The sequence below is a fragment of the Mesorhizobium sp. WSM4848 genome, from assembly GCF_055811375.1.
The window spans coordinates 261,068-273,684 of the sequence record NZ_JBVVPX010000002.1 but is presented as its reverse complement, the minus strand read 5'-3'; the positions used below and the strand labels follow the sequence as shown (position 1 = coordinate 273,684).

Genomic DNA, 12,617 nt, shown 5'->3' with positions numbered 1-12,617 from the left:
GTAGGGGAGTAGGGAAAAACTACTTTCTCCCCCTACTGCCGTACTGCGCTACTCCCCTATCTTGTGACGAACACCGTCACCAGTGGCTTCTTGCCCCAGGCTTCATTGGCGGCGCCGCGGACGGCGCGGCGCACTGCCTCCTGTACGAGGTCGAGGTCTCTTCGGCGCTGACGCGGGATGGAGTCCACGGCGCCGATTGCCGCATCTATCATCAGGTCTTCCAGGCTCTCGCCGCGGGCATCGGCCTCGGCGACGCCGATGGCGACCAGATCGGGATCGCCGGCGAGCTCATACTTGTCGTCGAGCACGACATTGACCGCGACATGGCCGGCGAAAGACAGCTTGCGCCGGTCGCGAATGCCCATCGCCTGGTCGGTGCCGATCAGCCTGCCGTCCTTGTAGATGCGGCCGAACGGCACCTGGTCGATGATCGCCGCCGCACCGGGATAGAGCCGCAGCATGTCGCCGTCGCGGACCTGCGCCACCTGGCCGATGCCGGACACCGACATCAGCGACCCCTGCGCCACCAGATGCGCCGCCTCGCCATGCACGGGAACGCCGATCTGCGGGCGCACCCATTGATACATCTTGCGCAATTCGCTGCGACGCGGATGTCCGGAGACATGCACCAGCGCATCGCCGTCCTCGATGATCTTGATGCCGAGATCGATCAGCCGGTTCTTGATCTCAAGGATGCCCTTCTCGTTGCCGGGGATGGTGCGCGAGGAAAACACCACCGTGTCGCCTGCCGTAAGCGACACCGATTTCATCTCGTCGCGCGACAGTTTTGCCAAGGCCGCAAGCGGCTCGCCCTGGCTGCCGGTGCAGATGATGACGAGGTTTTCGCGCGGGATGAAGCCAAAGTCCTCCTCGGCGATGAATTCGGGCAGCCCGTCCATATAGCCGAGCTCGCCGGCAACATCGATGACGCGCTTCAACGAGCGGCCGAGCACCAGGCACTGCCGGCCAGCATCGCGTGCCGCCTTGGAAATGGAGACGATACGCCCGACATTGGAGGAAAAAGTGGTGACCGCGACCCGGCCCTTGGCGCTCTGGATGACGCCCTTGAGGCCCTCGCCAACCGCCACTTCCGATGGCGATTCCCCTTCCCGCAGCGCATTTGTGGAATCGCAGATCAGCGCCAGCACGCCGTTGTCGCCATAGGCGCGGAAGCGGGCCTCGTCGGTCATCCGCCCGATCGTCGGCGCCGGATCGATCTTCCAGTCGCCGGTATGGATGACGGTGCCGGCCGGCGAGGTGATCGCCAGCGACATCGGTTCGGGGATCGAATGCGCGACCGGGATGGCCTCGATCTCGAACGGGCCGACGCTGAATTTTTCGCCGGCGCGGTAGATCGTCAACGGGATTTTCGGTGCACCTTGCACGCCCTGCCGCTTGGCTTCCAGCAATCCAGCGCCGAAGGGCGTCATCCAGACCGGCGCCTTGAGCTTCGGCCATGTGTCGAGCAGCGCGCCGTAATGGTCCTCATGCGCGTGCGTGATGACGATGCCGCGCAGATTGGCGATGTTCTCCTCGATGAAGCGCGTGTCTGGCAGCACCAGGTCGACGCCGGGCAGGCTGGCATCGGGAAAGGTGACGCCGACATCGACGACGATCCATTCGCGCGCATTGGCCGGCCCGTAGCCATAGAGGGCGAAGTTCATGCCGATCTCGCCGACGCCGCCAAGCGGCACGAAGACGAGTTCGGCGTTTTCCGCTGTCGCCATGATCATTCCTTTCCTGGCCGGTCAACCCCAGCCCTTCAAAACCAGGGGGCCGTCAAAACCTGGGGCCAGTCAAACCTGAGCCCGTCAAAAACCTTGGCCTGTCAAAAACCTTGGCCTGTCAAACCGGGGGCCGACGCGACCGCACCGAAATGCACGTCGCCGGCGGCGATCGTCAGAACCGAACCCTCATCGTCGCGGATCACGAAACGGCAGTCCTCGTCAATGGTCTCGAACGTGCCGCGCACCACATTACCGTCAATTCTGACAGCAACCTGCCCGCCAAGCCCTGCCGCGCGCGCCAGCCAGCGCCGCCTGACGGCGGACAGCCCGCGCCCATCGTTCCACAGCCGCGCATTCTCGCTCCAGGCATCCGACAGCGCCAGAAACAATGTCTCGGCATCGCAAGCAGCGCCCAGCGCGCTAAGCGATGTCGCCGGATAAGGCAAATCCTTGGGGTATGCCACAACATTGACGCCGATGCCCACCGCCACCGCAAAGCGATCGCCTTCGAGTATCGCCGATTCCAGCAGGATGCCGGCAAGCTTGGCGCCGGAGGCGAGCACATCGTTCGGCCATTTCAGCTCGAAACGGTTTTTTCCATCGCTGCCGCCGTCGAGGCCGATTGCGATCCTGCCCTTCGGCACGACGGCGTCGAGTGCATCGGCCAGCGCCAGCCCGGCGACGAAGCCGAGCGTCGCGGCCAGGCGAAGCTCGGCATTAGTGACCACCAGCAGCGTCGCCGCCAGATTGCCCTCGGGCGTCGCCCAGACCCGGCCGCGCCGGCCACGCCCGCTTTCCTGTTTTTTCGAAACGACCCAGAGCTTGCCCGGATCTCCCGCCCGCGCACGGTCGAGCGCCAGCGCATTGGTGGAACCGACGGTGTCATGTGCCTCGAGCCGGAACCCTTCCGAGGCCGCTGTTGGAGCCAGCCGAAATGCCATCCCGTCAGAAGAATGTCTTGGCGGCGGCTTCGGCATAGGTGCCGATCGGCCCGCCGATCAGCACATAGAACAGCACGAAGGCGCCGCAGACACCAAGCACGACGCGAAGCTCGGTCGCCATCGGCACGAAGCCGCCGACCGGTTCGTCGAACCACATGATCTTGATGATCCGCAGATAATAATAGGCGCCCACCACCGAGGCCAGCACGCCGATGATCGCCAGCGCGTAGAGGTTGGCGTTGATGGCGGCAAGGAACACGTACCACTTCCCCCAGAAGCCGGCGAGCGGCGGAATGCCGGCCAGCGAGAACATCAGGATGGTCAGGATCGTCGCCATGATCGGATTGGTCGATGACAGGCCGGCGAGATCGCTGATCTGTTCGACATTGCCTTCCTTGCGCCGCATGGCGAGGATGAAGGCGAAGGTGCCGAGCGTCATCACCAGATAGATCAACATGTAGATGGCGACGCCGCGCACGCCGGCCTGGCTGTTGGCGGCGAGGCCGACCAGGGCGTAGCCCATATGGCCGATCGAGGAATAGGCCATCAGCCGCTTGATGTTGGTCTGGCCGATCGCCGCAAAGGCACCGAGCAGCATCGAGGCGATCGAGATGAAGATGATGATCTGCTGCCAGTCGGCGGCGATCGGCTGGAAGGCGTCCATGGTGACGCGCACGATCAGCGCCATCGCCGCCATCTTCGGCGCCGCCGCGAGGAAGGCGGTCACCGGCGTCGGCGCGCCTTCATAGACGTCGGGCGTCCACATGTGGAACGGCACTGCCGATATCTTGAAGGCGAGGCCGGCCAGCACGAAGACCAGGCCGAAGACTAGGCCAAGCTGCCGCTCGCCGCCGCCAAGTGCTGCGGCGATCTCCTGGAAACCGGTGTTGCCGGTGTAGCCGTAGACGAGGCTGATGCCGTAAAGCAGCATGCCCGACGACAGCGCCCCAAGTACGAAGTACTTGAGTCCCGCCTCGGTCGAGCGCAGATTGTCCCGGTTGATCGCCGCCAGCACGTAGATTGCCAGCGACTGCAGTTCGAGGCCGAGATAAAGCCCGATCATGCCGTTGGCCGAGATCATCAGCATCATGCCAAGCGTGCACAGCAGGATCAGCACCGGATACTCGAACTTGTCGAAATGCTCCGCCTTGGCGAAGCGCATCGACATGACCAGCGTCACCGCCGACCCGATCAGCGCCAGCACCTTCATGAAGCGGGCGAAGGGATCCTGGACGAAGGCTTCGCCGTAAGCGTTGCCCTGCCCGGTGGAAAAGATCGTCCAGACGCCGGCAACCACCAGGACGGCGACGGCAAGGCCGCTCACCGTGGTGGTGGTGTTGGCGCGCGAATAGGCGCCGAGCATCAGCAGCGCCAGGGCGCCGACGGCGAGGATCAGCTCTGGTGTCGACAGCGACAGGCTGGAGAGAAGGTCCGGCGTCATGGTTCGCAAACCTCTCGGGTCAGTTCGCCGCCGCGGTCTGCGCGGTGTCGATGGATGCGGTAACATTGGTGACGAGCGCCTTGACCGACGCGGCGGTCGCGTCGAAGACCGGCGCCGGGTAGACGCCGAAAAAGATGACCAGCGCGGCCAGCGGGTAGATGATCACCTTCTCGCGCGTCGACAGGTCGAGCAGGCCTTTCAGGCTGTCCTTGGTCAGCGCGCCGAAGATCACCCGGCGATACAGCCAAAGCGCATAGGCCGCCGACAGGATGACGCCGGTGGCGGCGAAGAACGCCACCCAGGTGTTGACCCGGAACACGCCGAGCATGGTCAGGAACTCGCCGACGAAGCCGCTGGTGCCGGGCAGGCCGACATTGGCCATGGTGAAGATCATGAACACGGTGGCGTATTTCGGCATGTTGTTGACCAGCCCGCCATAGGCGTCGATGTCGCGCGTGTGCATGCGGTCGTAGATGACGCCGACGCACAGGAACAGCGCGCCGGAGACGAGGCCGTGCGACAGCATCTGGAAGATCGCCCCCTGGACGCCTTCCTGGTTCATCGCGAAGATGCCCATGGTGACGAAGCCCATATGGGCGACCGACGAATAGGCGATCAGCTTTTTCATGTCCTCCTGCATCAGCGCCACCAGCGAGGTGTAGATGATAGCGACGACGGAGAGCGCGAAGACCAGCGGCGCGAACATCTCCGAGGCGATCGGGAACATCGGCAGCGAAAAGCGCAGGAAGCCGTATCCGCCCATCTTGAGCAGGATGGCGGCCAGGATCACAGAACCGGCCGTCGGCGCCTCGACATGCGCGTCCGGCAGCCAGGTGTGCACAGGCCACATCGGCATCTTCACGGCAAAGGAGGCAAAGAAGGCGAGCCATAGCCAGGTCTGCATGGTGGCCGGGAAGTTGTGCGTCAGAAGCGTCGGAATGTCGGTGGTGCCGGACTGGAAGAACATCGCCATGATGGCGAGCAGCATCAGCACCGAGCCGGCCAGCGTGTAGAGGAAGAACTTGAACGAGGCATAGACGCGCCGCTTGCCGCCCCACACGCCAATGATGATGAACATCGGGATCAGGCCGGCCTCGAAGAAGACGTAGAACAAGACGATGTCGAGCGCGCAGAACACGCCGATCATCAGCGTCTCCAGCAGCAGGAAAGCGATCATGTAGGCCTTAACGCGCTTCTCGATCGATTCCCACGAAGCCAGGATGCAGAGCGGCATCAGGAAGGTGGTCAGGATGACGAACAGCATGGAGATGCCGTCGACGCCCATATGGTAGGAGATGCCGGAATCCAGCCAGGCAAACTTCTCGACGAACTGGAAGCCGGGCTCCGCATTGTCGAAGCCGGTCCAGATGAACAGCGAGATGATGAAGGTGATGCTCGTCGTCCACAACGCGATGGCACGGATGTTGCGGCGGGCATTCTCGCTGTCGTCATTGATCAGCAGGATGAACAGCACACCAACCAGCGGCAGGAAGGTGACCAGCGAGAGGATCGGCCAGGCGGTCATCAGAGCATCATCCAGGTGACGAATGCGGCGACGCCGATCAGCATGGCGAAGGCATAGTGGTAGAGGTAGCCGGTCTGCAGTTTGACAACCCGGTTGGTGACGTCGACGACGCGCGCCGAAACCCCGTCCGGACCAAGTCCGTCGATCACGGTGCCGTCGCCGGTCTTCCACAGAAAGTGGCCGAGGCGTTTTGCCGGCCGCACGAACAGGAAATCGAAGAGTTCGTCGAAATACCACTTGTTGAGCAGGAAGGCGTACAGCCCGCGATGCTGCGCCGCGAGGTCCTTCGGCATCTCCGGCGCGCGGATGTAGAATTGCCAGGCAATCGCAAAGCCGATCAGCATGGCGACGAACGGCGACAGCTTCACCCAAAACGGCACTTCATGAATGTCGTGCAGGATGTGGTTTTCCGGCAGCGTGAACAGCGACGCCTTCCAGAACTCGGCATAGCCCTCGCCGATGAAGGCTCCATGGAAGATCACGCCGGCCAACAGCGCGCCCGCCGCCAGGATGTACAGCGGCACCAGCATGACCGGCGGCGATTCATGGACGTGGTGCATGACCTCGTGGCTCGCCCGCGGCTGGCCGTGGAAGGTCATGAAAATCAGCCGCCAGGAATAGAAGCTGGTGAAGCAGGCGGCGACGACGAGCAGCACGAAGGCAAGGCCGGCGACCGGATTGTGCGCGGCAAAGGCGCTTTCGATGATCGCGTCCTTGGAGAAGAAGCCGGCGGTGCCGATGACCGTCACCGGAATGCCGACACCGGTCAGCGCCAGCGTTCCGATCACCATCATCCAGTAGGTCTTCGGAATAAGCGTCCTGAGGCCGCCCATCTTGCGCATGTCCTGTTCATCCGAGACGGCGTGGATCACCGAGCCCGAGCCGAGGAACAGCAGCGCCTTGAAGAAGGCATGCGTGAACAGATGGAAGATCGCCGCGCCATAGGCGCCGACGCCGAGCGCCACGAACATGTAGCCGAGCTGCGAGCAGGTCGAATAGGCGATGACGCGCTTGATGTCGTTCTGGACAAGGCCGACAGTCGCCGCGAAGAAGGCGGTGAAGGCGCCGATGAAGGTGACCACGATCAGCGCCGAATGCGACAGTTCGAACAGCGGCGACAGCCGCGCGAGCATGAACACGCCGGCCGTCACCATGGTAGCGGCATGGATGAGCGCCGAGACCGGCGTCGGGCCTTCCATGGCGTCCGGCAGCCAGGTGTGCAGCGGCACCTGGGCCGACTTGCCCATGGCGCCCATGAACAGCAAGAGACAGACGACGGTCATCGCAGCCTGCTTGTCGAGCGCATAGCCGAGGAAGGTCAGCACGGCAGCGCCCTCGGAGCCGCCTTCGGCCGGGATGAACGTCGCCGCATTGGCGAAGATGGTGCCGAGATTGACCGAGCCGAACAGCACGAACACGCCGAAGATGCCGAGCGCGAAACCGAAATCGCCGACGCGGTTGACGACGAAGGCCTTGATCGCGGCGGCATTGGCCGACGGTTTCTTGTACCAGAAGCCGATCAGCAAATAGGAGGCGAGGCCGACGCCTTCCCAGCCGAAGAACATCTGCACGAGGTTGTCTGCCGTCACCAGCATCAGCATGGCGAAGGTGAACAGCGACAGATAGGCGAAGAAGCGCGGCCGGTTCGGGTCGTGATGCATGTAGCCGATCGAGTAGATATGGACCAGCGCCGACACCGTGTTGACGACGACCAGCATCACCACCGTCAGCGTGTCGATGCGCAGCGCCCATGCGGCGTCCAACCCGCCCGACTGGATCCAGCGCAGCACCGGCACGGTGAACACCTCGCCCTCGCCGAAGCCGACGGCGAAGAAGGCGACCCACGACAGCACGGCTGATATCACCAGGAAGCCGGAGGTGATGTATTCGGACGCCTTGGCGCCGAGCGAAGTGCCGAACAGGCCGACGATCAGGAAGCCGAGCAGAGGAAGGAAGACGATGGCCTGATACATGGTGGTTTCCGTCAACCCTTCATCATGTTCACGTCTTCGACCGCGATCGAGCCGCGGTTGCGGAAGAAGACGACGAGAATGGCGAGGCCGATCGCCGCTTCAGCCGCTGCGACCGTCAGCACGAACAGCGCGAACACCTGTCCGACGAGATCGCCGAGCGCTGCCGAGAAGGCGACGAAATTGATGTTGACCGCGAGCAGGATCAGCTCGATCGACATCAGGATGACGATGATGTTCCTGCGGTTGAGGAAAATGCCGAACACGCCGAGCGTGAACAGGATAGCCGATACGGTCAGATAATGTGCGATGCCGACGACCATCTCAGATTCCTTCGCCCGTCTTGACCTTGCGGATTTCCATTCCCGTTGCCGGCGTGCGGCCGACCTGGGCGGCGATTGACTGCCGCTTGATGCCCGGCTTGTGGCGCAGCGTCAGCACGATGGCGCCGATCATGGCGACCAGCAGCACAAGGCCGGCAATCTGGAAATAGTAGAGGTAGTCGGTATAGAGGATGTCGCCGAGCGCTGCGGTGTTCGAGCGCGTGGCAAGGTCCGGAATGGGTTTTGCAACCGTCGCCGCCAGTTGCGGCGCGAACGTATAGCCACCGAGCACGACAATCAGCTCAGCCGCCAGGATCAGCCCGACCAGCGCGCCGATCGGCGCGTATTGCAGGGCGCCTTCCTTCATTTCGGCGAAATCGACGTCGAGCATCATGACGACGAACAGGAACAGCACCATGACCGCGCCGACATAGACGACCAGCAGGATCATCGCCAGGAACTCGGCGCCGGTCAGCATGAACAGGCCCGCGGCATTGAAGAAGGTCAGGATCAGGTACAGCACCGAATGCACGGGATTGCGCGCCGAAATGACCATGAACGCCGACGCCACCGCGACAAAGGCGAAGAGGTAGAAAAAGGCCGCCTCTAGTCCATTCAGCATGGGTTCCCCCGGGTTCCTGTCCGAACAGGACGTTCGTCCTGTTCGATGTGTGGCTTGGTTCCGCCTCCGGTGCCGAAGCCGCGTGTTCCTTAAACGAGGCCCTTCGCCTCGTCCATGCGTCAAATGTCAGCGGTACGGCGCGTCCAGCGAGATGTTGCGCGCCAGTTCGCGCTCCCAGCGGTCGCCATTGGCCAAGAGCTTGTCCTTGTCGTAATAAAGTTCCTCGCGCGTCTCGGTCGCGAACTCGAAATTCGGCCCCTCGACGATGGCGTCGACCGGGCAGGCCTCCTGGCAGAAGCCGCAATAGATGCACTTCACCATATCGATGTCGTAGCGGACCGTGCGGCGGGTGCCGTCGTTGCGGCGCGGGCCGGCCTCGATGGTGATCGCCTGCGCCGGGCAGATCGCCTCGCACAATTTGCAGGCGATGCAGCGTTCCTCGCCGTTCGGATAGCGGCGCAGCGCATGCTCGCCGCGAAAGCGCGGGCTGGTCGGCCCCTTTTCGTGCGGGTAGTTGATCGTCTCCTTCGGCGCGAAGAACTGGCGCATCGACAGGAAGAAGGCGCTGACGAAATCCTGCAGCAGCAGCGATTTTGCGGCTTGAGACAGCGTGCTCATTCAGCACCCCCAAAAATCTGTTGCAGCGACTGCGCCGAGAAATCCGAAAAAGACAGGCATCAGGAAACGGTATGCAAGTCTCGTAACAGACCCCAAAACCTGCTTGTCCCAGCCAAACACCAGCACTCGGTAGTTTGCTGCCAACCTTTGGTCCTGTTGCCGCAAAACGTAGGGCAGCACAACGACGTTGCCAAAGAGCGCAACAAGCACACCGATAACTGTCCCCAGAAAACCAACGGTCAGATTGCCCATCACGCAAACCCCGTGATCTTGAGGAACGCGGCGACAATCACCACCATCGCCAGCGAGATCGGCAGGAAGACCTTCCAGCCGAGCCGCATCAGCTGGTCGTAGCGGTATCGCGGCACGAAAGCCTTCACCATCGAGATCATGAAGAACACCAGGCAGACCTTGAGCACGAACCAGATCAGCCCCGGCACCCAGGTGAAGGGAGCGAAATCGAAGGGCGGCAGCCAGCCGCCGAGAAACAGGATGGTGGCCAGCGCGCACATCAGCACGATAGCGACATACTCGCCGAGGAAGAACAGCAGGAACGGCGTCGACGAATATTCGACCATGTGGCCGGCGACGAGTTCCGATTCGGCTTCCACCAGGTCGAAAGGCGGGCGGTTGGTTTCGGCCAGCGCCGAGATGAAGAATATGACGAACATCGGGAACAGCGACAGCCAATGCCAGTCGAGGAAAGTGTTGGGCAGGCCAACCCTTGTGCCCAGACCGTCCTGCTGCGACAGCACGATGTCGGACAGGTTGAGCGAGCCGACGCAAAGCAGCACGGTGACGATGACGAAGCCGATCGAGACCTCGTAGGACACCATCTGCGCCGCCGAGCGCAGCGCGCCGAGGAACGGATATTTCGAGTTGGACGCCCAGCCGCCCATGATCACGCCATAGACCTCGAGCGAGGAGATGGCGAAGACATAGAGGATGCCGACATTGACGTTGGCGATCGCCCAGCCGTCGTTGACCGGGATCACCGCCCAGGCCGAGATCGCCAAAACCGCCGAAACCAAAGGCGCCAGCAGAAAAACGCCCTTGTTGGCGCCGGACGGAATCACCGGCTCCTTGAACACGAACTTCAGAAGGTCGGCGAAAGCCTGCAGCGTGCCCCATGGGCCGACGACGTTCGGGCCGCGGCGCAACTGCACCGCCGCCCAGATCTTGCGGTCCGCGTACAGGATATAGGCGACGAAGATCAACAGCACGACGATCAGCACGACCGACTTCAACAGGATGAGCAGCGCCGGCAGCACGTAGAAGGAGACGAAGGTGTCCATGTTTATTCCGCCGCCTGCTGAAAACCGTTTTTCGCCAGCGCCGAGCATTCCGCCATCACCGCGGAAGCCCGCGCGATCGGGTTGGTCAGGTAGAAATCCTTGACCGGCGAGGTGAAGGCGCCCTTGCCAAGCCGCCCGCCGAGCTTCGCCACCCTGGCGACATCGTCAGCGTTGCCGGCCGCCACCTGGTCGATGCGGGCAAGATGCGGGTATTCGCCATAGAGTTTCGCGCGCAGCTGCGGCAGCGAATCGAACGCCAATCTCTTGCCCAGCACATCCGACAGCGCCCGCAGGATCGCCCAGTCCTCGCGCGCATCGCCCGGCGCAAAGCCGGCACGGTTGGTCTGCTGAACCCGGCCCTCGGTGTTGACGTAGGTGCCCGATTTTTCGGTATAGGCGGCGCCCGGCAGGATGACGTCGGCGCGATGCGCGCCGTGGTCGCCATGCGTGCCGATATAAATGACGAAGGCGCCGCCGGTCCTGGCCATGTCGATCTCGTCGGCGCCGAGCAGAAACAAAACGTCCATATCGCCCAGCATGCCGGCGACGCTCTTGCCGCCCTCGCCCGGCACGAAGCCGACATCGAGACCGCCGACACGCGCGGCCGCAGTGTGCAGCACGGCAAAGCCGTTCCAGTCGGCTCTCGCAGCATTGACGGCCAGGCTGAGCTTCGCCGCCTGGCCGAGCACGGCCGCGCCGTCCGAGCGCGACAGCGCGCCCTGACCGACGATCACAAGCGGATGCGTCGCATTCTTCAACACCTGGAAGAATTTGCCGTTGCCGTCGGCCAAATCCTTCAGCGATTCCGTTCCGGCGCCGAGCTGCTCATAGTCGTAGCGCGTATCGCCGACATCGCCGATGACGCCGACCGGCAGGTTGCCGATCCGCCAGCGCTTGCGGATGCGGGCGTTGAGTAAGGACGCCTCGAAGCGCGGATTGGCGCCGATGATCAGCACCGCGTCGGCCTGCTCGATGCCCTCGATGGTCGGGTTGAAGATATAGCTTGCCCGGCCAAGCGACGGATCGAGCGCGGCGCCATCCTGGCGGCAGTCGGTGTTCTTCGAACCGAGCGAGGCCATCAGCAGCTTCAGCGCATAGATCTCCTCGACGGCGGCGAGATCGCCTGATATGGCGCCGATCTTGTCGGGCGCGGTGCTCGACACCGCTTGCTTGATCGCGGAAAAAGCCTCGGCCCAGCTTGCCGGGGCCAGCTTGCCGTTCTTGCGGACATATGGCCGGTCGAGGCGCTGGGTGCGCAGACCGTCCCAGATGAAGCGGGTCTTGTCGGAAATCCACTCCTCGTTCACCGCCTCGTTGGTGCGCGGCAGGATGCGCATCACCTCGCGGCCTCTGGAATCGACGCGGATCGCCGAGCCGACGGCATCCATGACATCGATGGATTCGGTCTTGGTCAGTTCCCACGGCCGCGCCTGGAAAGCGTAGGGTTTTGAGGTCAGCGCACCGACCGGGCAAAGGTCGATGACGTTGCCCTGCAGTTCCGAGGTCATCGCGCTTTCGAGATAGGTGGTGATTTCGGCGTCCTCACCGCGGCCGATCAGGCCGAGCTCGGAAATGCCGGCAATTTCGGTGGTGAAGCGGACGCAGCGCGTGCAATGGATGCAGCGGTTCATGATCGTCTTGACCAGCGGCCCGATATACTTGTCTTCGACCGCCCGCTTGTTCTCGTGATAGCGCGAGGAATCGACGCCGAACGCCATCGCCTGGTCCTGCAGGTCGCACTCGCCGCCCTGGTCGCAGATCGGGCAATCGAGCGGATGGTTGATCAGCAGGAATTCCATCACGCCTTCCCGGGCCTTCTTGACCATCGGCGTGTTGGTAAAAATTTCCGGCGTTTCGCCATTCGGGCCGGGGCGCAGATCGCGCACGCCCATGGCACAGGACGCCTGCGGCTTGGGTGGCCCGCCTTTCACCTCGATCAGGCACATGCGGCAATTGCCGGCGATCGACAGCCGCTCATGGAAGCAGAAGCGCGGCACTTCCGCGCCGGCGTCCTCGGCTGCCTGCAGCAGCGTGTAGTGGTCGGGTACAGTAATCTCTTTCCCGTCGACCTTGAGCTTTGCCATGTCGTCTCAAACCCCTGCGGACATTCCGCAATCTTTCTTTCCGGGCGCAGCCGAAACCGCGCCAGGCATTG

The 12,617-nt window shown here is 63.0% G+C and carries 11 protein-coding genes; all 11 read right to left on the bottom strand.

Annotated features, from left to right (window positions below; translation table 11 throughout):
• Window positions 1-56 precede the first annotated feature (56 nt).
• Entirely contained in the window at window positions 57-1,727 is a 1,671-nt protein-coding gene (locus AC0L16_RS03685) for a ribonuclease J (protein WP_473619048.1), read from the bottom strand.
• A 101-nt stretch (window positions 1,728-1,828) separates the two neighbouring features.
• Window positions 1,829-2,668, bottom strand: coding sequence for a biotin--[acetyl-CoA-carboxylase] ligase (locus AC0L16_RS03680; RefSeq protein ID WP_473619047.1), 840 nt, complete (start codon window positions 2,666-2,668; stop codon window positions 1,829-1,831).
• A gap of 4 nt (window positions 2,669-2,672) precedes the next feature.
• Window positions 2,673-4,109, bottom strand: a complete 1,437-nt coding sequence (gene nuoN, locus AC0L16_RS03675; RefSeq protein ID WP_473619046.1) for an NADH-quinone oxidoreductase subunit NuoN — start codon at window positions 4,107-4,109, stop codon at window positions 2,673-2,675.
• 19 nt (window positions 4,110-4,128) lie between these two features.
• Window positions 4,129-5,634 carry an NADH-quinone oxidoreductase subunit M gene (locus tag AC0L16_RS03670; RefSeq protein ID WP_473619044.1) on the bottom strand — a complete coding sequence of 502 codons (1,506 nt, stop codon included), beginning with the start codon at window positions 5,632-5,634 and terminating at the stop codon, window positions 4,129-4,131.
• Window positions 5,634-7,607: an NADH-quinone oxidoreductase subunit L gene (gene nuoL / locus AC0L16_RS03665; RefSeq protein WP_473619043.1), complete on the bottom strand. Its 1,974-nt coding sequence runs from the start codon at window positions 7,605-7,607 to the stop codon at window positions 5,634-5,636. Before nuoL ends, AC0L16_RS03670 begins: the two co-directional genes overlap by 1 nt.
• A gap of 11 nt (window positions 7,608-7,618) precedes the next feature.
• Window positions 7,619-7,927: an NADH-quinone oxidoreductase subunit NuoK gene (gene nuoK, locus AC0L16_RS03660; RefSeq protein WP_023798863.1), complete on the bottom strand. Its 309-nt coding sequence runs from the start codon at window positions 7,925-7,927 to the stop codon at window positions 7,619-7,621.
• 1 nt (window position 7,928) lies between these two features.
• Window positions 7,929-8,549 carry an NADH-quinone oxidoreductase subunit J gene (locus AC0L16_RS03655; protein ID WP_473619042.1) on the bottom strand — a complete coding sequence of 207 codons (621 nt, stop codon included), beginning with the start codon at window positions 8,547-8,549 and terminating at the stop codon, window positions 7,929-7,931.
• 126 nt (window positions 8,550-8,675) lie between these two features.
• On the bottom strand, window positions 8,676-9,167 hold the full coding sequence (gene nuoI / locus AC0L16_RS03650) for an NADH-quinone oxidoreductase subunit NuoI (RefSeq protein WP_287198832.1): 492 nt from the start codon (window positions 9,165-9,167) through the stop codon (window positions 8,676-8,678).
• Window positions 9,168-9,419: a hypothetical protein gene (locus AC0L16_RS03645; protein WP_473619040.1), complete on the bottom strand. Its 252-nt coding sequence runs from the start codon at window positions 9,417-9,419 to the stop codon at window positions 9,168-9,170.
• Complete coding sequence (nuoH, locus tag AC0L16_RS03640; RefSeq protein ID WP_473619039.1) at window positions 9,419-10,462, bottom strand: NADH-quinone oxidoreductase subunit NuoH; 1,044 nt, start codon at window positions 10,460-10,462, stop codon at window positions 9,419-9,421. Before nuoH ends, AC0L16_RS03645 begins: the two co-directional genes overlap by 1 nt.
• A 2-nt stretch (window positions 10,463-10,464) precedes the next feature.
• Window positions 10,465-12,546 (bottom strand): NADH-quinone oxidoreductase subunit NuoG, encoded by a 2,082-nt coding sequence (nuoG, locus tag AC0L16_RS03635; protein ID WP_473619038.1) that lies wholly within the window; start codon window positions 12,544-12,546, stop codon window positions 10,465-10,467.
• Between the last annotated feature and the right edge of the window lie 71 nt (window positions 12,547-12,617).

Excerpts from the sequence above, each read along its gene's own strand:
- nuoL (WP_473619043.1), bottom strand. The coding sequence starts at position 7,607 with ATGTATCAGGCCATCGTCTTCCTTCCTCTGCTCGGCTTCCTGATCGTC.
- nuoH (WP_473619039.1), bottom strand. The coding sequence starts at position 10,462 with ATGGACACCTTCGTCTCCTTCTACGTGCTGCCGGCGCTGCTCATCCTG.
- AC0L16_RS03655 (WP_473619042.1), bottom strand. The coding sequence starts at position 8,549 with ATGCTGAATGGACTAGAGGCGGCCTTTTTCTACCTCTTCGCCTTTGTC.
- nuoK (WP_023798863.1), bottom strand. The coding sequence starts at position 7,927 with ATGGTCGTCGGCATCGCACATTATCTGACCGTATCGGCTATCCTGTTC.
- AC0L16_RS03645 (WP_473619040.1), bottom strand. The coding sequence starts at position 9,419 with ATGGGCAATCTGACCGTTGGTTTTCTGGGGACAGTTATCGGTGTGCTT.
- nuoN (WP_473619046.1), bottom strand. The coding sequence starts at position 4,109 with ATGACGCCGGACCTTCTCTCCAGCCTGTCGCTGTCGACACCAGAGCTG.
- AC0L16_RS03680 (WP_473619047.1), bottom strand. The coding sequence starts at position 2,668 with ATGGCATTTCGGCTGGCTCCAACAGCGGCCTCGGAAGGGTTCCGGCTC.
- nuoI (WP_287198832.1), bottom strand. The coding sequence starts at position 9,167 with ATGAGCACGCTGTCTCAAGCCGCAAAATCGCTGCTGCTGCAGGATTTC.
- AC0L16_RS03685 (WP_473619048.1), bottom strand. The coding sequence starts at position 1,727 with ATGGCGACAGCGGAAAACGCCGAACTCGTCTTCGTGCCGCTTGGCGGC.
- nuoG (WP_473619038.1), bottom strand. The coding sequence starts at position 12,546 with ATGGCAAAGCTCAAGGTCGACGGGAAAGAGATTACTGTACCCGACCAC.
- AC0L16_RS03670 (WP_473619044.1), bottom strand. The coding sequence starts at position 5,634 with ATGACCGCCTGGCCGATCCTCTCGCTGGTCACCTTCCTGCCGCTGGTT.